This window comes from Thauera butanivorans, from assembly GCF_048398245.1.
GTDB lineage: Bacteria > Pseudomonadota > Gammaproteobacteria > Burkholderiales > Rhodocyclaceae > Thauera > Thauera butanivorans.
Genome location: NZ_CP183038.1, coordinates 394,034 through 417,937 on the forward strand (window position 1 = coordinate 394,034; position 23,904 = coordinate 417,937).

Annotated in this window: 16 protein-coding genes; 11 read left to right on the forward strand and 5 right to left on the reverse strand. The window is 69.3% G+C overall.

Annotated features, from left to right (window positions below; genetic code table 11):
• Window positions 1-8: 8 nt before the first annotated feature.
• From ACNQFN_RS01950 to ACNQFN_RS01960, 3 genes are read left to right on the forward strand one after another with little or no spacing between them, the layout of a single operon-like run.
• Window positions 9-3,161 carry an efflux RND transporter permease subunit gene (locus tag ACNQFN_RS01950; protein ID WP_418647799.1) on the forward strand — a complete coding sequence of 1,051 codons (3,153 nt, stop codon included), beginning with the start codon at window positions 9-11 and terminating at the stop codon, window positions 3,159-3,161.
• A 55-nt stretch (window positions 3,162-3,216) separates the two neighbouring features.
• Window positions 3,217-4,593, forward strand: coding sequence for an AdeC/AdeK/OprM family multidrug efflux complex outer membrane factor (gene adeC / locus ACNQFN_RS01955; protein ID WP_245650948.1), 1,377 nt, complete (start codon window positions 3,217-3,219; stop codon window positions 4,591-4,593).
• Entirely contained in the window at window positions 4,590-5,759 is a 1,170-nt protein-coding gene (locus ACNQFN_RS01960) for a CobW family GTP-binding protein (RefSeq protein WP_418647800.1), read from the forward strand. Before adeC ends, ACNQFN_RS01960 begins: the two co-directional genes overlap by 4 nt.
• Before the next feature lie 28 nt (window positions 5,760-5,787).
• Here the strand turns inward: ACNQFN_RS01960 and ACNQFN_RS01965 are convergent, their stop codons facing one another.
• Window positions 5,788-6,261: a hypothetical protein gene (locus ACNQFN_RS01965; RefSeq protein ID WP_068638066.1), complete on the reverse strand. Its 474-nt coding sequence runs from the start codon at window positions 6,259-6,261 to the stop codon at window positions 5,788-5,790.
• Between the two features lie 39 nt (window positions 6,262-6,300).
• The gene (locus ACNQFN_RS01970; RefSeq protein ID WP_068638068.1) at window positions 6,301-6,777 is read right to left on the reverse strand and encodes a bacteriohemerythrin; all 477 of its coding nucleotides are present in this window, start codon (window positions 6,775-6,777) and stop codon (window positions 6,301-6,303) included.
• 372 nt (window positions 6,778-7,149) lie between these two features.
• On the opposite strand from ACNQFN_RS01970, the gene ACNQFN_RS01975 reads away from it, so the two are divergent.
• From ACNQFN_RS01975 to ACNQFN_RS01985, 3 genes are all read left to right on the forward strand, one after another.
• The gene (locus ACNQFN_RS01975) at window positions 7,150-8,553 is read left to right on the forward strand and encodes a DUF2868 domain-containing protein (protein ID WP_418647801.1); all 1,404 of its coding nucleotides are present in this window, start codon (window positions 7,150-7,152) and stop codon (window positions 8,551-8,553) included.
• Window positions 8,550-9,938 carry a GTPase/DUF3482 domain-containing protein gene (locus tag ACNQFN_RS01980; RefSeq protein ID WP_068638070.1) on the forward strand — a complete coding sequence of 463 codons (1,389 nt, stop codon included), beginning with the start codon at window positions 8,550-8,552 and terminating at the stop codon, window positions 9,936-9,938. The genes ACNQFN_RS01975 and ACNQFN_RS01980 overlap by 4 nt, the downstream gene beginning before the upstream one ends.
• A 107-nt stretch (window positions 9,939-10,045) precedes the next feature.
• Window positions 10,046-11,101, forward strand: coding sequence for an energy transducer TonB family protein (locus ACNQFN_RS01985; RefSeq protein WP_068638071.1), 1,056 nt, complete (start codon window positions 10,046-10,048; stop codon window positions 11,099-11,101).
• Between the two features lie 142 nt (window positions 11,102-11,243).
• Here ACNQFN_RS01985 and ACNQFN_RS01990 read toward each other — a convergent pair whose 3' ends face one another.
• Entirely contained in the window at window positions 11,244-12,560 is a 1,317-nt protein-coding gene (locus tag ACNQFN_RS01990; RefSeq protein ID WP_418647802.1) for an enoyl ACP reductase FabMG family protein, read from the reverse strand.
• Window positions 12,561-12,815: 255 nt separating this feature from the next.
• Window positions 12,816-14,468, reverse strand: coding sequence for an ATP-binding domain-containing protein (locus ACNQFN_RS01995; RefSeq protein WP_068638910.1), 1,653 nt, complete (start codon window positions 14,466-14,468; stop codon window positions 12,816-12,818).
• 220 nt (window positions 14,469-14,688) lie between these two features.
• Between ACNQFN_RS01995 and ACNQFN_RS02000 the strand changes: the two genes are divergently transcribed.
• The 5 genes from ACNQFN_RS02000 (at window position 14,689) to ACNQFN_RS02020 (ending at window position 23,047) form a co-directional block, all read left to right on the forward strand.
• Entirely contained in the window at window positions 14,689-16,701 is a 2,013-nt protein-coding gene (locus ACNQFN_RS02000; RefSeq protein WP_418647803.1) for a TonB-dependent receptor plug domain-containing protein, read from the forward strand.
• A gap of 8 nt (window positions 16,702-16,709) precedes the next feature.
• Window positions 16,710-17,636, forward strand: a complete 927-nt coding sequence (locus ACNQFN_RS02005) for an ABC transporter substrate-binding protein (RefSeq protein ID WP_068638912.1) — start codon at window positions 16,710-16,712, stop codon at window positions 17,634-17,636.
• On the forward strand, window positions 17,633-18,955 hold the full coding sequence (locus ACNQFN_RS02010) for a diguanylate cyclase (protein ID WP_068638914.1): 1,323 nt from the start codon (window positions 17,633-17,635) through the stop codon (window positions 18,953-18,955). The genes ACNQFN_RS02005 and ACNQFN_RS02010 overlap by 4 nt, the downstream gene beginning before the upstream one ends.
• Window positions 18,956-19,023: 68 nt before the next feature.
• Window positions 19,024-22,425, forward strand: coding sequence for an exodeoxyribonuclease V subunit gamma (gene recC, locus ACNQFN_RS02015; protein WP_418647804.1), 3,402 nt, complete (start codon window positions 19,024-19,026; stop codon window positions 22,423-22,425).
• A gap of 13 nt (window positions 22,426-22,438) precedes the next feature.
• Window positions 22,439-23,047, forward strand: coding sequence for an IMPACT family protein (locus ACNQFN_RS02020; protein ID WP_418647805.1), 609 nt, complete (start codon window positions 22,439-22,441; stop codon window positions 23,045-23,047).
• Window positions 23,048-23,299: 252 nt separating this feature from the next.
• Here ACNQFN_RS02020 and ACNQFN_RS02025 read toward each other — a convergent pair whose 3' ends face one another.
• Window positions 23,300-23,794 carry a Dps family protein gene (locus tag ACNQFN_RS02025; protein ID WP_418647806.1) on the reverse strand — a complete coding sequence of 165 codons (495 nt, stop codon included), beginning with the start codon at window positions 23,792-23,794 and terminating at the stop codon, window positions 23,300-23,302.
• Window positions 23,795-23,904: the final 110 nt, after the last annotated feature.

Here is a 23,904-nt window from a genome sequence, read left to right on the forward strand (position 1 = left end):
AGCGGCTCATGGCACGCTTCTTCATCGACCGGCCCATCTTCGCGTGGGTCATCGCCATCGTCATCATGCTGGCCGGCGCGCTGTCCATCCTCGAACTGCCGGTGTCCCAGTATCCGTCCATCGCGCCGCCGGCGATCGTCGTCAACGCCCGCTATCCGGGCGCGTCGGCCAAGGCGGTCGAGGATTCGGTCACCCAGGTCATCGAGCAGAAGATGACCGGGCTGGACGGCCTGCTGTACATGAACTCGAACTCGGATTCGTACGGCCAAGCCTCGGTCACGCTGACTTTTTCCGCCGATACCGACCCGGACATCGCCCAGGTGCAGGTGCAGAACAAGATGCAGACCGCGCTGCCGCTGCTGCCGCTGCCGGTGCAGCAGCAGGGCGTCACGGTCGCCAAGTCGGCACGCAACTTCCTGATGGTGATCGGTTTCGTGTCCGAGGATGGCAGCCTGGGTGGTACCGATCTGTCGGACTTCCTGGTGGCCTCGGTGCAGGACCCGCTGTCGCGGGTCGACGGCGTGGGCGAGGTTACGGTATTTGGCTCGCAGTATTCGATGCGGGTCTGGCTCGATCCCGCCCGCCTGACCAACTACAAGCTCACCTCGGCCGACGTGCGCGCGGCCATCGTCGCGCAGAACGCCGAAGTGTCGGCGGGCCAGCTCGGCGGCACGCCGGCGGTGCCGGGCCAGGGTTTCACCGCGACCATCACCGCGCAGAGCCGGCTGCAGACCGTCGGCCAGTTCGAGAACATCCTGCTGCGCAGCAGCACGCAGGGCGGCGAAGTGCGCCTGAAGGACGTCGCGCGGGTCGAGATCGGCGCCGAGAACTACGGCACCGTGGCGCGCTTCAACGGCCAGCCCGCGGCCGGGGTCGGCATCCGCCTGGCGTCGGGCGCCAACGCGCTCGAAACCGCCACCGCCGTGCGTGCGCGGCTCGACGAGATGCAGCGCTATTTCCCGGCGGGGGTGGAATACGTCGTGCCCTACGACACCACGCCTTTCGTGAAGATTTCCATCCAGGAAGTGGTAAAGACGCTGGTCGAAGCGGTCATCCTGGTGTTCCTGGTGATGTATCTGTTCCTGCAGAACCTGCGCGCCACGCTGATTCCGACCATCGCGGTGCCGGTGGTGCTGCTGGGCACCTTCGGCGTGATGGCGGCGTTCGGCTTCTCGATCAACACGCTGACGATGTTCGGCATCGTGCTGGCGATCGGCCTGCTGGTCGATGACGCCATCGTCGTGGTCGAGAACGTCGAGCGGGTGATGAGCGAGGAAGGCCTGCCGCCCAAGGAGGCCACCAAGCGTTCGATGAAGCAGATCACCGGCGCGCTGGTCGGCATCGGCCTGGTGCTGTCGGCGGTGTTCGTGCCGATGGCCTTCTTCGGCGGCTCGACCGGCGTGATCTACCGCCAGTTCTCGATCACCATCGTTTCGGCGATGGCGCTGTCGGTGTTGGTGGCCATCGTGTTCACGCCGGCGCTGTGCGCGACCATGCTGAAACCGGTCGAGAAGGGCCACGAGCACGGCGAAGGCGGCCTGTTCGGACGTTTCTTCGGCTGGTTCAACCGCAAGTTCAACAACGGCACCCAGCGCTACGAGCGGGCGGTGGGCGGCATACTCAAGCGCAGCGTGCGCTTCATGGCGATCTACGTCGCCATCGTCGTCGTGCTGGGCCTGCTGTTCGTGCGCATGCCGACGTCCTTCCTGCCGGAAGAGGACCAGGGCATCATGTTCAACCAGATCATGCTGCCGGCCGGTGCGACGCAGGAGCGCACGCTGGAAGTGCTGGAAAAGGTCGAGCAGCACTATCTGCAGAACGAGAAGGATGCGGTGCGGGCGATCTTCACCGTGGCCGGCTTCTCGTTCGGCGGCAGCGGCCAGAACATGGGCATCGGCTTCGTCAACATGCGGCCGTGGGACGAGCGCCGCGCCGCCGGACTCGACGTGCAGTCGGTCGCCAACCGGGCGATGGGCGCCTTCTCGCAGATCCGCGAGGCGATGGTGTTCGCCTTCGTGCCGCCGGCGGTGATCGAACTGGGCACCTCGGGCGGTTTCACGGTGCAGATGCAGGACCGCTCCGGCCTCGGCCACGAGGCCCTGCTGGCGGCGCGCAACCAGTTCCTTGGCATGGCGGCGCAGGACAAGCGCCTGGTCGGCGTGCGTCCCAACGGCCAGGAGGACATGGCCGAACTGCGGCTGGACATCGACCATGCCAAGGCGGGCGCGCTGGGCGTCAGCGTCGCCGACATCAACGAAACCCTGGCGACGGCCTGGGGCGGCAGCTACATCAACGACTTCCTCGACCGCGGCCGGATCAAGAAGGTGTACCTGCAGGGCGATGCCCCTTCGCGGATGACCCCCGGGGATCTCGAAAAGTGGTACGTGCGCAACAAGGCCGGCGAGATGGTGCCGTTCTCGGCCTTCACCAGCGCCTACTGGGCCTATGGTTCGCCGCGCCTGGAGCGCTTCAATGGCCAGCCGTCGCGGGAAATCCTCGGCCAGGCCGCGCCCGGGCTGTCGTCCGGCGAGGCGATGCAGGCGGTCGAGGAGATCATGGCCAAGCTGCCGGCCGGCATCGGCTACGACTGGTCGGGCACCTCCTATGAGGAACGCCGCAGCGGCTCGCAGGCGCCAGCGCTGTATGCGCTGTCGCTGCTGATCGTGTTCCTGTGCCTCGCCGCGCTGTACGAAAGCTGGTCGGTACCGTTCGCGGTGATGCTGGTGGTGCCGCTCGGCGTGCTCGGCGCGCTGCTGGCGGCGACCGGGCGCGGGCTGTCCAACGACATCTACTTCCAGGTGGGCCTGCTCGCCACCATCGGCCTGTCGTCGAAGAACGCGATCCTGATCGTCGAGTTCGCCAAGCTGCTGATGGAGCAGGAAGGCAAAGGGTTGGTCGAGGCCACGCTCGAAGCGGTGCGCATGCGCCTGCGTCCGATCATCATGACCTCGCTCGCCTTCGGTTTCGGTGTGTTGCCGCTGGCGATCTCGACCGGCGCCGGCGCCGGCAGCCAGAACGCGATCGGCACCGGCGTGCTCGGCGGCACCATCGCCGGTACGCTGCTCGGCATCTTTTTCGTGCCGCTGTTCTACGTCGTGATCAAGCGCATCTTCCCCGACAAGCCGCGCGAAGATGCCGTGGTCGCACAGGAGGCACGCTGACATGGAGAATTCAGTGACCCCAATTCGTACTCCAATCCGTACTCTCATCGCCGCGATGGCCACCACCCTGCTCGGCGCATGCTCGCTGATCCCGGCCTATGAGCGTCCGGCCGCGCCGGTGCCGGCGGAGTTTCCGCAGGCGGCGCCGACCGAGGCATCCACCCTCGCGCCGCTGGCCCCCGACATCGGCTGGCGCGACTACTTCGCCGATGCGCGCCTGCGCCAGGTGATCGAACTCGCGCTCGAAAACAACCGCGACCTGCGCATCGCCGCGCTCAACATCGAGCGCGCGCGCGCGCTGTACGGCATCCAGCGCGCCGACCTGTTCCCGACCATCGCCGCCAGCGGCGGCCAGAGCGCGCAGCGCGTGCCGGGCGACCTCAACGCCACCGGCGAGTCGGCGGTCAGCCGCCAGTACAGCGCCAGCCTCGGCTTCGCGTCGTACGAACTGGACTTCTTCGGCCGCGTGCGCAGCCTGGAAGAACAGGCGCTGCAGACCTATCTCGGCACCGAGGAAGCGCGCCGCAGTGCGCAGATCAGCCTGGTGGCCGAAGTCGCCAACGCCTGGCTGCGCCTTGCCGCCGACCGCGAGCGCCTGGCGCTGGCGCGCAGCACCTTCGAGACCCGGCAGAAATCGCACGAGCTGACGCAGCGCAGCTTCGATGCCGGCGCGGTGTCGGCGCTCGACCTGCGCCAGGCCGAAACCCTGCTGCAGACCGCACGCGCCGACATGGCGAGCTACACCGCGCTGGTGGCGCAGGACGAGAATGCGCTGGCGCTGATCGTCGGCACCGGCGTGCCGGCGGACCTGCTGCCGGAAAACCTGAACGAGGCGATCGCCAGCGTGCCGGTGCTGCCGGCCGGCGTGCCTTCCGAAGTGCTGGTGCGCAGGCCGGACATCCTGCAGGCGGAATACGCCCTGCGCGCCGCCAACGCCAACATCGGCGCGGCGCGCGCGGCCTTCTTCCCCAGCATCTCGCTGACGGCCAGCATCGGCAGCGCCAGCGCCTCGCTCGACGGCCTGTTCGAAGGCGGCTCGCGCACCTGGAGCTTCATGCCGCAGATCCGCCTGCCGATCTTCGAGGCCGGCCGCCTGCAGGCCAGCCTGGACGTGGCGGAAATCCAGCGCGACATCAACGTCGCGCAGTACGAGAAGGCGATCCAGTCCGCTTTCCGCGAGGTCGCCGACGCGCTGGCCCAGCGCGCCACGCTGGCCGAGCAGCTCGATGCGCGGCGTGCGCTGGTCGAAGCCACGGCGAAGAGCTTCGAGCTGTCCGATGCGCGCTACAAGGGCGGCGTCGACAGCTACTTCAACCTGCTCGACGCCCAGCGCAGCCTGTACGGCGCCGAACTGGAGCTGATCGCCACCCGTCTGTCGGATGGGGCCAACCGCGTCGAACTGTACAAGGCGCTCGGCGGCGGCTGGCAGTGAGTGCCGCGCCCGCTGACGGGGCGCCCGCCGGCGCCGAGGATCGCCGCATTCCGGTGACGGTCCTCACCGGTTTCCTCGGTGCCGGCAAGACCACGCTGTTGAACCACCTGCTGCGCCAGCCGGGCATGGAAGGCTGCGCGGTGCTGATCAACGAGTTCGGCGAAGTCGGCGTCGACCACCATCTGGTCGAGAAGGTCGACGAAACCCTGGTCGTGCTCGACTCGGGCTGCATCTGCTGCAGTGTGCAGGGCGACCTGGTGCGGGCATTGAAAGGGCTCTTCATGCGTGCGCTGCGGCGCGAACTGAAGGGCCTGCGCCGGGTGCTGATCGAGACCACCGGCCTCGCCGATCCGGCGCCGGTCGTCCATACGCTGATGTCCGAGCCTTTCATCGCCGAGCGCTACCGTGTCGACGGCGTGGTGGCGGCGGTCGACGTCACCCACGTCCTCGGCCAGCTGGAGGCGCATGCCGAAGCCGTGCGCCAGGTGGCGATGGCCGACCGTCTGTTGCTGACCAAATGCGATCTGGCCGGCGAGGCCGAGCGCCAGGCGGTGGCCGGACGCATCGCTCGACTGAACCCGGGCGCGCGCCAGCTCGAAGTGTCGGCGGGCGCCGTGGCGCCGGATGCGCTGTTCGATTGCGGCCTCTACGATGCCACAGGCAAGCATCCCGACGTGGCAGCATGGCTCGGCGAGGAAGCCGCGGCGGCTGCCGCGAGGCAGGCGGCCGAGCGCGCTCCGGCCTGGCGCAGGCCGGGGGCGAGGGGCGCGGCGGCCAATGCCGTCCCTGCGCCTGCCGGTGAAATCCGCGCGCGTCACGATGCGCATGTGCGCAGCTTCGTGCTGAGCTTCGACGAACCGCTGCCCTGGTACGAATTCTCGGATGCGCTCGGCCTGCTGCTGCAGCTTTATGGCGAGCACATCCTGCGCATCAAGGGCCTGCTGAACGTCGCCGGCGACCCCTTGCCGCGCGTGCTGCAATGCGTGCAGCACAGCGTGTACCCGCCGCTCAGCCTGCCGGCCTGGCCGGCTGTGCCGCCCTATGACGACCGCCGCAGCCGGCTGGTATTCATCGTGCGGCATCTGGCTGCCGATGACGTCGCGGCGCTCTTCGGCAGCTTCATCGGTCGGATGCCCGTGCAGACGGGCCGGGCATCGCCTGACTAGCGGCCGGCCGCTTCCGCATCCGGGGCGATCAGTCGCAGACCGCCCGGCAGTTCCCGCTGCTGCAGTCTTCCGCCTCGACGGTGCACTCGGCCTTGGTCCGATGGACCAGGCGGTGGTCGTTGTCGTAGTCGCAGATCAGGCGTGTCAGGCCGTTCTTGCGTTCGACGTGCATGCGCGTTGCCTTCGAGGCGTGGATGGAAGCCGGTGCGACGTTGCACGACAGGTAGCCGCTGAAGCGGCCGTCGGCCGATTCCCACATCGCGATGTTCTTGACCTCGCGGTAATTGTCGAAGCTGGCGCAGGTGATGACGTCGGCGCCGTAGAGGCGGGCGTTGTCGCCGCAGTAGCCCATGAAGGTGTAGCGCAGTTCCGCGTCGGTGGGGCAGGCTGCGACCTGCACCGCGTCGGCGAGATCCGGACAGGGCATCGGTTCTGCCCATGCGGGGCTGCTTGCGAGGGCGCCGCCCAGCAGCAGGGGCGGCAGCAGAAGGCTGAATTTCATGGGATGGGGCTCGTTTCGGAAGAAATCGGTTCGGCGACCTTACCAGAACTTCCACCACCACTTGCGCTTCTTCATCGCCTCCTCGACATGCTCGGACCATTGGCTGGCGCCGCCGTGGGCGAGGAAATGCGCGCCGAAGCGCTTGTCCGCCTCGTTGATGTGGCGCGTCAGCCAGACCTTGAGGAAGTGGAGCAGTTCGAAAGTGATCGCGCCCTGCCCGGAATCCAGTTTTTCCTGCAAAGCCTGGACCTGGGCGATGAGGTCTTCGTGGTTCTGCTTGTGCGCGGCGAAATCCGGGTAGTTGGACACCCGCATCAGGCTTTCCTCTACGGCGAAATGGGTACGGGTGTAGTCCGCCAGCTTGTCGAGGACCTGACGCGAAGTCGCGGAGCCGTGATGTTCCTGGATGGCGACGTGCAACTGGTTCAGCAGGTCGACGAGTTCCTTGTGCTGCTCGTCGATCTCCTGGATGCCGACGTCGAGTTCGCTGGTCCAGTGGAAAAGCTCTGTGCTCATGGATGTCCCCGCTGCGAATGCTGTAGGCCGGGAGGCTAAGCCTTTCTGAAAACGGCAGCTTGATCGCCATCAAGGTCTGTGGCGCGACAGTGCCGAAACTGGGAAATCCGGCAATGAAGGCAAGATGGCTACGGCTGCCGCTGCTGCGCGGCGCAATCGGGCCGCAAGCGCGGCGTGCTTCCACTCCCGCTTCTGCAATCGGATTGGGGCGGGTTCCGAATATGGCCGAGGCGTGGTCGTTGCTATGCTGTCCACCTTTTGCCCCTCAACCCTGCCTTTGAACGGGCCGCATCGGTCCGCGCCACCTTGACAGCCTCTACCCGTAGCTCCGCCGCTCTGACTCCATTCGAATCCCGCTGGCTGGCGGAGGTCGTGCGCCGCCATGAGGAACGCCACGGCGCCCTGGAGGATCATGCCGCAGTTGCCGCGGCGCGTGCTGCCGCGCCCGAGTTCGAGGCACGCGTGCTGCACCGGGCTCGGAAACTCGGCGTGCGCGAAGGCTGGCACGATGCGATCCTGCGCTGGCATGGCCGGGTACGGCTGCTGCTGGCCGTGGCGGCGGTGCTGGCGCTGGTGCTCGGTTTCGGCGCCGCGGCCGGCGTGCTGGGCGACGGCGGCCGTGCGGTGAATGTGGTGTGGGCGCTGGGCGGCCTGCTGGGCGTCAATCTGTTCAGCCTGCTGCTGTGGATTCTGGCGACGCTGCTGTCACGCGGCGGCCGTGGTGCCCGAACGGGTGTGTCGGGCGGTTTGTGGCTGCGGCTGCCGTCGTTCTTCGAGCGTTCGCCCGCGGCGACAGAGCTGCCGCTGGCGTTGGGCGGCCTGCCCGGCTGGAGCCGTGCCGCGAGCTGGGGCGTCGGCGCGGCCGGCCATGCACTGTGGGCGCTGGCGCTGCTTGCCGCTGCGGCGGGCATGCTGGCGCTGCTCGCCATGCGCCGCTATGGCTTCGTCTGGGAAACCACCATCCTGCCCTCAGGCGTGTTCGCCTGGCTGGTCGATGCGCTGGGCCGGCTGCCGGCACTGCTGGGTTTTCCGGTGCCGGATGCGGCCACGATCGTCGCCAGCGGTGATGCACCGATGCTGGAGGAAAGCGGGCGGCGCGCCTGGTCGGGCTGGCTGCTCGGTGCCCTGCTGGTCTATGGCGTGCTGCCGCGCGCCGTGCTGGCACTGGCGTGCATGGTGCTGTGGCGGCGATCGCTGCAGCGCCTGCGGCTCGACCTGAGCCGTCCCGGCTATGCGAGGCTGCGTCCGCTGTTGCTGCCGGACAGCGAACGCATCGGCGTGCGCGACCCCGAGCCGGCGGTGATGCCCCGCCCCGTACGCCATGCGGCACGGCTGGCGGGCAGCGGCGGGCCGGCGCTCGTCGCCCTGGAGCTGGGCGGCGACCTCGCGTGGCCGCCGTCGGCGGGCGGGGGCGGCAGCGTATCTGCCGGGCTGGCGGCGTTCGACGCCGGCCGCCTCGACAGCCGCGAGCAGCGGCGCGAGGCGCTCGCCCGTTTCGGCGCACAGCCGCCGTGCCGGTTGCTGGTGGCGGTCGATCCGCGCCGCACGCCGGATCGCGGCAACCTCGGCGTCATCGCCGGGCTGGCGGATCATGCCGTCGAGACGCGCGTCTGGGCGCTCGGTGCTGGCGACAGCAGCGGCGAGGCGATGGAAAGCCGGCTGCCGCAGTGGCGCGAAGGCCTTGCCCGGCTGGGTTTCGCGCCGGAGGTGCTGATCCTCGGCGAGACGGCCGCGCGCGACTGGCTGGAAGGCCGCGAGCTGGAGCGGATGCCATGAACGAAGTGCTGCGCGTGGCCGTCGTCGGCCACACCAATACCGGCAAGACCTCGCTGTTGCGCACGCTGGCGCGCGACGTGGGTTTCGGCGAAGTGTCCGATTCGGCCGGCACCACGCGCCACGTCGAAGGTCTGCGGCTGATGGCCGATGGCCGGCCGGCGCTGGAACTGTTCGACACGCCGGGGATGGAGGATGCCATCGCCCTGCTTGAATTCGTCGATGCGCTGGTGGCGCCCGGCGAACGCCTCGACGGCCCCGACCGGCTCGCACGCTTTCTCGAGCGGCCCGAGGCCCATGCACGCTTCGAGCAGGAAGCGAAGGTACTGCGCCAGATGCTGGCGAGCGATGCGGCGCTGTACGTGGTCGATGCGCGCGACCCGGTGCTGCCCAAGCACCGCGACGAGCTGGAATTGCTCGCCGCCTGCGCCCGTCCGCTGCTGCCGGTGCTGAACTTCGTCGCCTCGAAGGATGCGCGGGTGGCGGAATGGCGTGCCGCGCTGGCCCGGCTCAGCCTGCATGCGGTGGTCAGCTTCGACACCGTGGCGCCGGCGCTCGATGGCGAGCGCGAGCTGTTCGACACCCTGGCGACGCTGATGCACGGCCATCGCCCCGCGCTGCAGCGCCTGATCGATGCCCGTGCGTGCGAAGCCGACGAGCGGCGGGCGATGGCACGGCGGCTGGTGGCCGAACTGCTGGTCGATCTGGCGGCACGGCGCGAGCGGCTGGCGGCGGGGGAAGATTCGGAGCATGCGCTGCAGGCCGCCGTCGAGCGCCTGCGCGATGCGGTGCGCCGGCGCGAACAGGATTGCGTCGAAGCCCTGCTGCGGCTGTACCGCTTCCGCCCCGGCGATGCCCGCGCCGCCGAACTGCCGCTGACCGACGGGCGCTGGGACGACGACTTGTTCAACCCCGAGACCCTGCGCCAGATGGGGCTTCGCCTGTCGACCGGCGTCGCCGCCGGTGCCGCGGCCGGCGTCGGCATCGACCTGATGACCGGCGGCCTCACGCTCGGCGCCGCCGCCGCGCTGGGTGCGATCGCCGGCGGCCTGTGGCAGACCTTCGGCCATTACGGCGAACGCATCGCCGCCAAGTTGCGCGGCCACCGCGAACTGACGGTGGACGATCTCATCCTGCGCGTCGTCGCGCTGCGCCAGAACCGGCTGCTGGCGGCGCTGGACGGCCGCGGCCATGCCGCACTGGCGCCGATCGAAGTCGCGGAGGCCAGCGAGGCCGGTGCCGTGGACGAAGTGGCCGAGCGCTGGCGCAAGGCGGATCTGCCTCACGCGATCGAAAAGGCCCGCGCCCATCCGGAATGGGCGGCCGGACAGGGGCAGGACGAAGGCCGCGAAGCCGCGATCGCCGAACTGGCCGAAGCCCTGCAGTGAGCGGCATGCCGCGCCGCAGGCCGATGCCCGTTGCGGCGGTGGCGCACTCAAGTTTCTGATTTTTCGGCCGTTGACGGGACTTGCCGCTGATGCGCCCGGGGTCCCCCATGAAAATCGCCGCCTTCAATGTCGAACTGCAATCCTCCCGGCAGTTCTCGCAATCGTCCGAAACCAGCGAACGGCTCGAAGTGTGGGGCCGGGGCGGCGTGCCGCTGTCATCCGGCACGGGCGCCGAGGCCGCCGCGGGTACTGGAGCTGGAATGCCCGCGGCGGTGCAGATTTCCGATGCCGCGCGCCGGGCACAGATGGCCGACGCCGCCGCTGCCGGCGCGCAGTCCGCGCCTGCCGTCGAGCTGGATGACATCCTCGACAACGATGCCACCTTGTCGATGCTGATCCGCCTGATCGAAGCCATGACCGGCCAGCCGGTGCGCCGCCTCGACCTGCGCGGTCTCGGCCAGGCTTCGGCCGGGGCGGGCGCGCAGCAGCCGTCCGGCCCCGGCTTTGCCTACGATTTCAGCGCCACCTACGCCGAGTCCGAAACCACCACCTTCAGCGCCTCCGGCATGATCCGCACCGCCGATGGCGCGGAAATCCGCTTCGACCTCGGTTTCGCGATGTCGCGCAGCTACAGCGAGTCGGTGTCGGTCAGCCTGCGTGGCGGCGAGCAGCGCAGGCTGCAGGACCCGCTGGTGCTCGATTTCGGCGGCCCGGCGGCGGCGCTGTCGGACGTGCGCTTCGATTTCGACCTCGACGCCGACGGCACGCTGGACAAGGTTCCGCTGCTCGGCGGCAGCGGCTATCTCGCGCTGGACCGCAATGCCAACGGCCGCATCGACGACGGCCGCGAGCTGTTCGGTCCGATGAGCGGCAATGGCTTCGACGAACTGGCCGCGCTCGACGGCGATGGCAACGGCTGGATCGACGAAAACGATGCGGCGTGGTCGCAGTTGCGCATCTGGCGCCCGAACGCCCAGGGCGTGGGCACGCTGCAGACGCTGAAGGAAGCGGGCGTCGGCGCCTTCTACCTCGGCCGCGCCGACACGCAGTTCAGCCTCAACAATGCCGCCAACGAAACCCTGGGCATGATGCGCGCCAGCAGCATCTACCTGCGCGAGGACGGCAGCGTCGGCACGGTCAGCCAGGTCGATCTGGCGGTGTAGGGCCGACTGGACGGTTTCCTCCCGTCTTGCCTCCCGGCCTTGCGACCTGTCGGCCGCAAGGCGTTCCCGCGGGAGAAGCGTTGCTTCGCTTTTCCGGTTTTACCCTGCGAGGGGGCAGGGAGAAAGAGAAAGCCAGCCTGCTTCAGGCGTGGAGCTGGTTCAGTTGCCGCGCGATGATGTCGTGGTTGAGCCACAGCACCGGCCCCGACGGCGCCGAGGCTTCGCGCAGGATCAGCGCGCCGCTGGCTTCCAGCACCAGGCTGCTGAGCAGGTCGGTGATCAGCGCCGAGCGGTCCTTGTGCATCTGCACGATGTCTTCCGAGGTGCCGATCTGCAGGTCGGCCTGGGCCTGGCTGTTGGGCTGCGGCCAGGCGGCGAAGTCGCGGAAGCCCTGCATCACCTCGCTGCCCTGGAAGGCGGCGATCTTCTGCAGCACGTCTTCGAGCGTGCGGCCGTCGGCCAGCAGCGCACGGCAGGCCTGCCATTGCGATTCCGCCCAGGCGCCGCCGCCTTCGTGCTTCAGCGCCTGCAGCAGCGAGATCAGCGGCAGTTCGACGCCGGCGAAGACGTCGGTGGAGTTGGTGCGGATCTCCGGACAGTTGAACACCGTGGCCTTGACACCCTTGTCCCAGGCGGCCCGGGCGATGCGTTCGAGCCGCATCTTGGCGTAGCCCTGGGTGTAGTTGGTGTAGGTCTGCCACTGGTAGCGGCCGTCGATGAGGATCTCGGTGCCGTGGTAGCCGTAGGCGGTGTAGCGCACCTGGCCGCCGGCCGCCTCGATGCGGGCGCGAATCGCCGCGCTGCCCTCGATCAGGTGCTGGAAGGTGATCGCCGAGACTTCGTCGAAGTTCTGCAGGATCAGCTTGCCGAGGTCGCTGTCGAGCAGGGTCTGCGAGGGCATGAAGCGGTCGCCGCGGCCCTTGTAGATGCGGTTGGCGATCACCATGAAGACCTTGGCGCGTGGAATGCCGCCGGCCATCGTGTGGGCGAACAGCACGTTGCGGCCGTCGCCGATGAGGCCGTCGATTTGTGTCATCGCTTCGGCCACCGCGGCCTGGAAGCGGCGGGTGCCGAGTTCGCGGCATTTTTCGATGTGCGCCCAGTCCAGCTTGTCCTGCTCCCAGCTCTTCAGCGTCATCTTGTTGAGCAGCTCGGTCGGCGTGGGTTCGCCGGCCGGCGCGTCGAGGTCGAAGCCGGCCATCAGCGGCACGTTGATGATGCGCCCGCCCAGGTTGGCTTCGGCTGCCGCCAGTTCCTCGTCGTTCAGCGGCCGCAGCGCATTGTTGTCGTCGCGCCGGCCGACGGTGATGCCGACGATGTCCATGCCGGCCTTGCGTGCTTCATTGACGAGGCCGCTGGCATAGCCGCGGCCGAAGAGTTCGCCGAACAGCACGAACACGTCGCCCTTGCGGAAGATGTTGGTCTGCGGGAGCTGGGTCAGGGAGATGGGGCTGTTCATGTCGAGGTGCGCCAGGCGGCTTGGCCGAAAGTGAAGGTAGGCGCGATTGTACCCGGCTGGAACTGTGCGCATGGCGCTGCCGCAGTGCCCGGCCGTAGCGCGGATTGCCGCTTGTTAAACCGGCAATCAGATAAGAGATACCGTTCGCCCTGGGCTTGTCGAAGGGCATTGGCCCGAACAGGGCTTCGACAGGCTCGGCCCGAACGGTATTTGCTTGCCGGGCTGATGGCGGGTGCCGCTTCGGGGGCCTTGGTTTCAGGCTGGCGGTGCCAGCAGCGGCGCGCTGCGTTCCGAGGCGACCATGATCAGCTTCATCGTCGCGCGGGTGGCACCGACGAAGAGCTTGCGCATCGCCGTGTCGTCCATCGTCTCGAAGTCGATCTCGGTGAAGATGATGCAGGGCGCGGACTGGCCCTTGAAGCGGTAGACCGAGTCGATCAGCAGTTCGCCCTGCGAGTGCTCGGGTTCGCCGAGCAGGTCGTAGCGGCCGGTGAAGGCGCGCAGGCGGTGCGGGCCGAGCTGTTCGAGCGGGGTGAAGCGCGAATGCTCGCGGCCGCGGAAAGTCAGCAGCACGATCGCCTCGCGGCGGAAGCCGAGGCCGAGGGCGCGGGTGATCGCGCGCTTGGTGGCATCCATCAGGCCGGCGTCGTCGCGCCAGGCCAGTACGTCGGGGCCGCTGTCGGCCACCGGGCTGCCGGCGCGGATCGGCGCTGGCAGCGGCAGGCGGGCATTGAGCAGCGCCAGCACGTCGGCTGGGGTGCGGTAGTTGGTGTCGGCGGTGAGCCCGATCCAGCCGGGCAGCGCCACCGGCGGGCGGGCGTAGAGGTTCTGCAGCGGATCTTCCAGCCACCACGCCCGGCCGCCGGGCTTGAGCAGTGCGAGCAGGGCGTCGCGCCACGGCTCCATGAAGTCCTGGCCTTCGTCGATGATCAGTTCGTCGAACTGCCAGTCGGGATGCGGCTGTTGGGCCACCAGCGCGGCGAAGTCCTCTTCCATGCGGCGGAAGGCGCCGGGCACGCCGAAGCGGGGTGGCCGGCCGGCGGCGCGCAGGCGGCGGTCGCAGAGCTGGTGGTAGGTGGCGATTTCGCCGCCGGCCGGGGCGATGCGGGCGAAATGGTCGGCGAGCGGGCGGTTGTAGCAGACGTACAGCGGCCGGCGCCCGGCGGCGAGGGCATCGGTATGGGCGGCGAGCGCGAGCTGGGTCTTGCCGCTGCCGGCGGTGGCGGTGATGCGCAGCCGGTGCGGCGTCGCGCTGATGCGCCGCGCCCATTCGGTGAGGCCGCCCGACAGCCGGGTGGTCAGTTCGTCGGCCTGGCCGATGTGGGCCTGCACGTCCGGCACCAGTTCCAGCAGGTCGGCGAAGAAGCGGTGCAGTGCCTGCAGCCGGGCGTCGTCGGCCGGCGGGTCGCCGTCCTGCGGCGTGGTCAGCGCGCGCACGGTGGCGGCCAGGCTGTCGCGCCGCGGTGCGTCGACGATGCGCGCCGGGTCGAGGCCGGCGCTGCCGGGCTGACGCACGGTGTGGTCGGGGCAGTGGAGCAGGGTGTCGAGCAGCGGCTCGGCGCCGTCGAGCGCGGGGCGCAGGCGGGCGCGCAGGGCGTCGGCGCTGCGCGCGAGCTCGTGGCTGACGATCCGCGCGCGCTTGCCCGGGCGCACGAGCCCGTCCGCGGTCTCGTCGAGAAAGCCGGCGTGCTGCTCGATCAGCAGGATGCGGCCGCCGGGGCCGAGCACGGCGAAGCTGACGTCGCCGAAGATCGTCTGCGGGCCGTCGGCGCGGGTCCAGTGCAGGCCGTGATAGATCGTCCAGTCCGGCGGCAGCGCGTCGGCCAGCAGTGCGAGGGTGCTGCGTTCGCGGCCGCGCGCGCCGGCGGCGGGAAGCTGTCGCCAGCCTTCGGGATGAGTGCGTGCCATGGCGTTTCGTGCGCGGTGAGGAAAGGAATGGAAAAGAGATACGAAAGAAGGATGTAACCGAATGCACCAAGTGTCGACTCCGTCACACCGTCAGTGTATCAAGCATGCGTTATGCTCGCCGCGTCGCGCCATCGAGGCGTTTCGAGTATCGAATGGAGTCGCCGTTTTGTTCTTGCGCCACCCTGTCCAGTCTGCAGCCTTGGGCTTCGGCACGCTGGCCGTGTCCGTCGCTTCTGCCTGTGCATGGGCGGCGGATGCCTTCTTCGACGACGTGCCGATCGTCCTGACCGCATCGCGCATGGCGCAGTCGCCGGTGGATGCGCCGGTCGCGGTGACGCTGATCGACCGCGAGATGATCGAAGCATCCGGCTTCACCGAAATCCACGAGCTGATGCGGCTGGTGCCGGGTTTCCTCGTCGCCGACTGGCCGGACGGCTCGCCGATGGTGGCCAATCATGGCATGAGCGATGCCTATGATCGCCGCATCAAGATCATGATCGACGGGCGCACGGTCAACAGCCCGGCGTGGGGCAATACCAACTGGCATGACCTGCCGCTGAGGGTCGATGACGTCGAGCGCATCGAGGTCGTGCGCGGGCCCAACGGCGCGGCCTATGGCGTCAATGCCTTCGACGGGGTGATCAACATCATCACGCGTTCGCCGGCGACCGAGAGCGGCGTGGCGGTGATCTCGCGGATCGGCGACGATGGTTTCCACGACCACGGTTTCCGCATCAATGGCGATGCCGACGCGGCGATCGACTGGCGGCTGTCGGGTTCGCACCGGCGCGCGGTGAATTTCCGCCCCTACCGGAACGAGGATGGCGCGCTGGAAGCGCGCAAGATCGTCGAGCGTTCGGTGCTCAATTTCGGCGCCACGGCGCAGTTGTCCACGCAGGACGAACTGCAGTGGATGCTGGGCCTCAGCCGCGGCAGCACCGACCGCGGGGCGCCGGGCAGCCTGGAACATCCGCTGCGCGAGGACGACATCCATGCGCACTACGTGCATCTGGGCTGGAAACGCAGCTTCGCGGTCGATTCCGAGCTGTCCGTGCAGTTCCACCATCAGCGCGAGCGTGCGCGGGTGCCGTGGCAGGTCACGGTGCCCGGGTTGGGCCTCTTGTCCGTGGGCATGGACAGCGACGCGCAGCGGGAAGAGCTCGAAGTGCAGTACGGCGCCAGGCTGTCGCCGGCCTGGCGCTTCATGCTCGGCGCGGGCGTGCGCCGCGAGGCGGCGCGTTCGCGGTCGATGTTCGATACCGGCAGCACGATCAGCGGCGTCAGCAGCCAGCTGTTCGGCAGTGTGGTGTGGTCGCCGGTCGAGCACCTGAGGGTCGATCTGGGTGGTACGCTCGAAGACCATCACTACAGCGGTTCGCTGTTCTCGCCGCGCCTGGCGCTCGGTTATGCGCTGACGCCCGATTCGGCACTGCGTTTTTCGGCCGGCGTGTCGTACCGGACGCCTTCGCTGATCGAGTCGCATGCCATGCAGGTGATCCGCGTCGGTTCGGAGATCAAGCGGATCGGCGCCTGGGCGGGAGCGGACACGCAGCCGGAGCGGGTCAGGCATGCCGAACTGGGCTATGCGGCGATGTTCCGGGAGTTGGGGCTGGGCGTGGATGTGCGGGCCTTCTACCAGGAATATGACGACTACGTCGATGACGAGCGTTGCTGGTATCCATTGCAGCCCTGGGAAAGGCCGCCGAGGGAGTCCGCCTGGGCGTGCCCGCCGCCGCCGGTGGACTTTGCGCCGATCGAATGGGACTGGCAGGCCAGCCGGGGCCCGAGTTCCTTCGTGTTCCGGAACGTCGGCAGCTTCCGCGTGACCGGCGGCGAGTTCAGCATCGACTGGCGGCGGCCCGGCTGGGGCCGGGTCGTGCTGTCGCAGGCCATCATCGATGTCGATGTGCAGGGTGCCAGCGTCGATGAGGATTTCGAGACCAGCGCGCCGAGTTCGATCACCTCGCTGCTGCTGATCAAGGAATTGCCCGGGCGCTGGCGCGCCAGCCTGGGCTATTACCGGCATTCGTCGATGAACTGGCTCAACGATGGCGATCGCGTGCCCGAGCAGGACCGCGTCGACCTGAAGCTGTCGCGCCGCTTCGGCGGCGCCAATTCGGGCAGCGAAGTGGCGCTCGTGGCGCAGAGCGTGGGTGGGCGATACGTCGATTTCCATGCCGGACGCTACCGCCGCGAGCCCCAGCTGTTCGGCAGCCTGCGCCTGACGTGGTAGCCGTGCCGATGGTCCGGCGGTGGCGGTTCCGCCTGCATGTCTGCCTGCTGCTGATGCTGCTGGCGGGGCTGGTGCCGGCCGCGCGCGCCGGGCTGGAAGTGGCATTGGTGGTGTCGCAGCGAACCGGCCCGCACGGGGTGTTCGCACAGAACTTCAGCCGCGCCGCGGCCAGCCTGGGCCATCGCGTAGTCGATGCCGGCTCGCTGGACGAAGGCCTGGACGACGTCGCCCTCGCGCGTGCCGACCTGGTCATCGCCAGCGGCGAAGCGGCGCTGGCGGCCGTGCTGCGCCTGCATCCGCGCCCGACGCTGGCGGTCATGCTCGGCCGTGCGCGCTTCGAGAACATCCGCCGCAGCCATGCCGACCGGCCTTTGTCCGCCGTCACGCTCGACCAGCCGGCGGAGCGGCAGCTGCGCCTGCTCCAGGCCGTGATGCCCGATGCGCAGCGGGCGGGGATACTGTTCGGGCCGGAACGGCTGGGTGCCGAGTCCTTCGAGCGGGCGGCGGAGGCGCTGCAGATCGATCTGGTGGAGCGCGTGGTGAGCGACGAGAGCGGCCTGATGAAGCAGCTCGAAGCCGTGTTGCGCGAGTGCGACGGCCTCATTGCGCTGCCCGATGCGCTGCTCTCCACGCCTGTTTCGGTGCGTTCGATCCTGCTCACCAGCTATCGCTACCAGCGGCCGATCATCGCGTTTTCGCGCGCATACGTCGAAGCGGGCGCGCTGGCCGCCATTTTCACCACACCGGAACAGGCCGCCGCCGATCTCATCGCCTGGCTGCGCACCCAGGATGGCGGCCGTGTCGAGCTGCCGCCGGTGAGCGGTCCGGCCTCCTTCGAAATCGCCGTCAACCGCCAGGTCGCCCGTGCGCTGGGCATCAACGTGGCGAGCGACGAGGAGCTGTTGCGTTTCATCGCCACGGGAGTGCGTCGATGAACGTCGCCCGGATCCCGTTGCGCAGGCGCCTGCTGCTGACCGTCCTGTTGCCGATGTCGCTGCTCATCGCTGCGATGGCGGGCCTGTTCCTGGCCCGCGGCGAGCGCATGACCCAGGATGCGATCGTCGAACGCGGTCTCGCCATCGTCAGCTTCTTCGCCCCGGCCGCCGAGTATGGCGTGATTTCGGGCAATGCCGACAACCTCAACGATCTGATCGAAGCGCTGCGCAAGTTGTCGGGCGTGGCGGCCGTGGTGCTGTACGAGCGTGGGGGCGAAGTCATCGCCGCGCGCGGGACGCCGCATCTGCTCGATGCCGCGCGCATCAAGGCCGTGCACGCGCCGATGCGGCTCGAGCAATGGGGCAGCTTCAGGGGCTTTGCGGCGCCGGTGATGTCGGTGCCGATGGTGGTCGACGAGGTCGGGGGCGAAGGCGAGATACCCAGGCCGGAGCCGGTCGGCTGGGTGTATGTCGAACTCGAGACCAGCGCGCTCGATGCCGAGTGGCGGGCGACCATGATGACCACGCTCGGCCTGGCGTTCGTGATCGTGCTGCTCACCGCGCTGCTCGCGGCGCAGCTGACGAGCCAGGTCAGCCGGCCGCTGGCCCGGCTGGCGGATGCGGTCAAGCGCATTGCCGGCGGCGAGCGCGACGTGCAGGTATCCGATGCCGCCGGCAGCGAGGAACTGCACGAGCTGCAACAGGGTTTCAACTCGATGGCGCGCGCCATCGACAGTGCCCACCAGCACATGCAGGCCCGGATCGACGAAGCCACCGAACGACTCGCCTACCAGGCCATGCACGATCCCTTGACGGCCCTGCCGAACCGCCGGGCCTTCGAGCTGGCGCTTGCCGAAATGGTCGCCACCTCGCGCCGGGTGGGCGACCATGGGGCGCTGTGCTTCATCGACCTGGACAACTTCAAGACCGTGAACGACACCGTCGGCCATGCCGCGGGCGACGCGCTGCTGTGCCAGATCGCCGATCTGATCCGGCACCGGCTGCGCGCGGGCGACATGGTGTGCCGCATCGGCGGCGACGAATTCGCCATGATCCTGCGCGGCTGCTCCAGTGCCGATGCCCATCGCATCGCCAGCGGCGTGTGCGACGCGGTCCGCGAGATGCGCTTCGAATGGGATGGCCGCACTTTCCGCGTCGGCGCCAGCATCGGCTTCGCGATCATTGACCCGTCCGTCGACAACGTCACGGACGTGCTCCGGGCGGCCGACCATGCCTGCTACGCGGTGAAGCGCGAAGGGCGGGGCTACGCCATGGAGTACCAGCCCGAGCCGGCGGAAAACGGCGGCGGGCCCGTATAATCCGCGCTCGATCCGCGCGGGCGCACTTGCCGGCGCATCGCCCCTGCGCCTTGCCCGGCAGTCCCGCCATGTTCCATCTGAGTTTCTCGAACCGCTTCGAAATCCTGCTCGACAGCCTGCTCGAACGGCTCGGCGCCGAGCAGCCGGGGCCGTTCGGCCAGCGCCAGGTGGTGGTGCCGGGCAGCGCCCTGCGGCGCAAGATCGAATTGGCGATGGCCGACCGCGAAGGCATCTGCGCCAACCTCGGTTTCGATTACCTCGCCCAGTGGCTGTGGCGGCAGATCCGCCTCGTCGTGCCGGTGCCGGAACGTTCGCCCTTCGCGGTCGGGACGCTGGCCTGGCGCATCCACGGCCTGCTCGATCCGGCGCATGAAGCCAATGCCTGGCTGGCCGGCCATCCACGGCTGGCGCGCTATCTCGAGCGCGCAGACGCGCGCATGCGCTTCGAACTGGCCGAGCGCATCGCGCAGGTCTTCGACCTTTACCTGACCTATCGTCCCCAATGGCTCGAGACCTGGGCGGGCAGGCGCGGCGCGGCGCTCGGCGCCGGCGCCTCGGCGGCCGAGCGCGAGGACGAGGCCTGGCAGGCCGAGCTCTGGCGCCGCATCCACGAAGGCCTGGCGCTGGGCCAGGAACATCCGGCGCGGATCTTCCTGCGCCGCGTCACGGCGATGTCGGGCGACGAACTGGCCGCCGCCGGCCTGCCCGCCTCGGTGCACGTGTTCGGCCTGCCGGCACTGCCGCCGCTCTATCTCGACATGCTGCGCGAGCTCGCGCGCGTGGTCGAGGTGCGGCTGTACGTGCTCAACCCCTGCCGCGAGTTCTGGTTCGACATCGTCGATGCGCGCCGCCTGTCCTGGCTCGCCGCGCGCCAGCAGGACATGTTCTTCGAGACCGGCAACAGCCTGCTCGCGGCCTGGGGCAAGCAGACGCGCGCCCACATCGGCCTGCTGTTCGAAGGCGAGCACGCGGTGGAGGAAGAGGCCGCCTTCGCTCCGCACCCCGGCCGCCATCTGCTGGCGCGGCTGCAGAACGCCATCCTCGACCTGCAGGAGCTCGAACCGGCCAGCATCCGGCTGGCGGCGGCCGACCGCAGCATCGAAGTGCAGGTCTGCCATTCGCGCACGCGCGAGCTCGAAGTGCTGCACGACCGCCTGCTGGGCCTGTTCAAGGCCGGCGCCGGCACGCCGGAGGCGCTGCAGCCGGCGGACGTCGTGGTGCTGATGCCCGATCTCGAGAGCACCGCGCCGCTGATCGAAGCGGTGTTCGGCACCGTGCCGCGCGAACGGCACATTCCCTGGCGCATCACCGGCCTCGGCGGCCGGCAGGACAACCCCGTCGCCAGGGTGCTCGACCAGGCGCTGCAGCTCGCCGCCGGCCGCTTTCCCGCCAGCCAGGTGTTCGACCTGCTGCAGCAGGCGCCGGTGGCGGCGCGCTTCGGCCTTGACGAAGCGGCGCTGGAAACGATCCACGACTGGATGCGCGAAGCCGGCGTGCGCTGGGGGCTGGAAGCCGGCGGCAGCGACGATGGCGTGCTGCGGCCTGCCGGCCACACGCTGGAAGACGGCCTGCATCGCCTGTTCCTCGCCTGGGCGGCGGGCGACGCCGCGCAGCGCGCCACTTTCGCCGGCCACGTCGGCGCCGCGGCGCCGGAAGGCCAGGCCGCGCTCGCGCTCGGCGGCTTCTGGCGCTACGTCGACAGCCTGCGCGCGATGCGCGACGAACTGCAGCGTCCGCATGACGGTGAAGGCTGGCGCCGGGTACTCCATGCCGTGCTGGAGCACCTGGTCGATGACAGCGCCGAGCACGCCGACGCCTTGCGCGAAGTTCGCGCCGCCATCGCCGCGCTGGCCGACGACATCGCCATCGCCGGCTGCGAAGCCGAGTTTCCGCTCGATGTCGTGCATTGCGCCCTGGCCGCGCGGCTCGACGACCCCGCGCGCGGCGCCGTGCCCGGCGGCACGGTCACCTTCTCCGCGCTGTCGGCGCTGCGCGGCCTGCCGTATCGCGTCGTCTGCCTGATCGGCCTGGACCAGGGCGCCTTCCCCGGCAGCGACCGCCCGGCCGAGTTCGACCTGATGAGCGCCCGTCCGCAGGCCGGCGATCGCCAGCGCCGCCTCGACGACCGCAACCTCTTCCTCGATCTGGTGCTGTCGGCGCGCGAGGTGCTGCACCTGTCCCATGTCGGCCGCAGCGTGCGCGACGGCTCGGCGCTGCCGCCGTCGGTGCTGGTCGATGAACTGCTCGACACCCTGGCCAGCGCCTGTGCCGCCGAGGCCGGCGACCCGCAGGCCGTGGCGCAAGCACGTGCGCGTCTGGTGCTCCATCATCCGCTGCAGGCCTTCGCCGCCGATTATTTCGTCGCTGCCGATCGCAGCGACGCGCGGCTGGCGAGCTTCAACGAGGACTACGCCAGGGTGCTCGCCAGCCGGCTGGCGGCCGGTGCGCAGCCGGTGGCGATCGATGCGGAAGAGGCAATGGAGAATGGGGACGATGTCGAGGACGACGGGAACGAGTCCGGGGCCTTGCCGGCCGCAGCCTGGCCGGCCGCGCCCTTCTTCGTGCTGCCATTGCCGCCGCCCGAAGCCGCCTGGCGGGAAGTGGATCTGCAGCAACTGACGCGCTTCTTTTGCCACCCCGGCCGCTACCTGCTGCGCGAGAGGCTGGGGCTGGAACTGCCCGAGGCCGAAGCCGAGCTCGACGACGTCGAGCCGATGCTGCCCGACTGGCCGGCATCCCAGGCGCTGGCGCGGCGCCTGCTGCCGGTGCTGCTCGGGCCGGAGGAGGATGCGTCCGAAGCGTCCGCGCTGTGGGCGCTCGCCCGTGCCGGCGGTGAGTATCCGGCCGGCCGCCTGGGCGAGGGCGCGCTCGAACGCGAACTCGGCAGCCTGTGCACCTTCGCCCGCCGCCGGCGGCAGCTCCAGGCGGAGCCGGCTTTGCCGCCGCACGCCGCGCGCGTCGAGGCCTGCCTCGATGGCGAGACCTGGACCTTGTCCGCGGCTTTCACCGATCTGCGCTCCGATGGCCTGCTGTTCGCGCGCTACGACGACACCCGCGCCGCCGATTGCCTGGGGGCCTGGCTTGCCCATCTGCTGCTGTGCGCGGATCCCGCCCCCGGCGCGGCGGCGCGCACGCGCGGCCTGTCGCGCGACGGCGGCTTCGGCTTCCGGCCGCTGGCCCGGGCGCAGGCGCGGGCGGAATTGCACGCGCTGCTCGCGCTCTACCGCGAAGGCCTGGTCCGGCCGCTGCATTTCTTCCCCAAGTCTGCCTGGGCCTGCATGAGCAGCGGCGGCAAGGACAGCGAGGCAGTGAAGAAATGGAGCGGCGGCAAGCGGCCCGAGTTCGGCGAAGCCAACGACCCGGCCTGGCGCCTAGCGCTCAGGGGCGAACAGGGGCTGCCCGGCGAGCGCTTCTTCGAACTCGCGCGCCAGGTGCTGGGGCCGCTGTTCGAACACCTCGAGGACGCCTGACCGGACCGACGCCATGCCGCTGACACTTGCCGAACCCGTCCATAGCGAACTGATCATCAAGAAGAGCCGCTTCATCGGCTGCGTGCAGCCGATGGCCGACCGCGCCAGCGCGCAGAAGGTGGTGGCCGGCCTGTGGGCCGAGCATCCGGGCGCCCGCCACGTCTGCTGGGCCCTGCTCGCGGGCGGGCAGTCGGCGGCGGTGGATGACGGCGAACCCAGCGGCACCGCCGGCCGGCCGATGCTGGACGTGCTGCGCCACCAGGACCTGGAAGGCGTGCTCGCCACCGTGGTGCGCTATTTCGGCGGTATCAAGCTGGGCGCGGGCGGGCTGGTGCGTGCCTATACCGATAGCGTCGCCCAGGCCTTGCTGGCTGCGACCAAGGTGCCGATCGTGCGCCTGCGGATGCTCGGCTGCACCGTGCCCTACGCGCAGGAAGGCATGCTGCGCCGTGAGCTGGATGCGGCCGGCGCGGCCTTGCTGGATGTCGCCCACGGCCAGGCGGTGACGCTGCGCTTCAGCCTGGCCGAGGACGCTGCTGCCGGGCTCGTCGGCCGCCTGAACGAGCTGGGGCAGGGGCGGCTGCTGTGGCTGGACGGGCAGGAAGCATCCGGCGGGGAATGAGCCGGGGGCAGAGTGACACCGTTCCATGTGACACCGCCCCCTGGCCCCAATACTGTTCGTTCAAGCAAGTGCTCTTTGACCGTAGGAGCGGCTTTAGCCGCGAAAGCAGCGCCTGGGGGTGACATCATCAAGCCCATCGCGGCTGAAGCCGCTCCTACACCGGAAGGGAATCTCCCAAGTGGACAGCATTACCCCTTGGCCTGTGCCTTGCCGCGCCGGCCAGGGGGCGGTCTTGTCCTTGTCCGAGCGCGATTATTCTTCCAGCAGGCTGCGCAGCATCCAGGCGGTCTTTTCGTGCACGTCGAGGCGCTGGGTCAGCACGTCGGCGGTCGGCTGGTCGTTGGCTTCGTCGACCAGGTCGAACAGCGAGCGCGCGGTGCGGGCGGTGGCTTCCTGGGCGATGACGAGGTGGCGAACCATGTCCTCGGCCTTGGGCACGCCGTCGACCTCCTTGATCGAGGCCAGCTTGGCGAACTCCTTGTAGGTGCCCGGTGCCGGGAAGCCCAGCGCACGGATGCGCTCGGCGATGACGTCGAGCGCGTTCCACTGCTCGGTGTACTGGTCCATGAACATCGCGTGCAGGCTGTTGAACTGCGGGCCGGTGACGTTCCAATGGAAATTGTGCGTCATCAGGTACAGCGTGTAGCTGTCGGCCAGAAAGGCGGACAGGCCGGCGACGATCTTCTTGCGCTGATCCTCGGGAATGCCGATGTCGATCGCCGGGGTTTTCATCTTCTTGCTTGCCATGTGCGTGATCTCCTGCATGAAAGAGGATTCGGGGCCGTTCAGCGGCGTGCCGTCCGGCCTGCGATGCAAGTCGGATGTCGCCGTACGCGAATCGGCTGAGCGATCAGAAT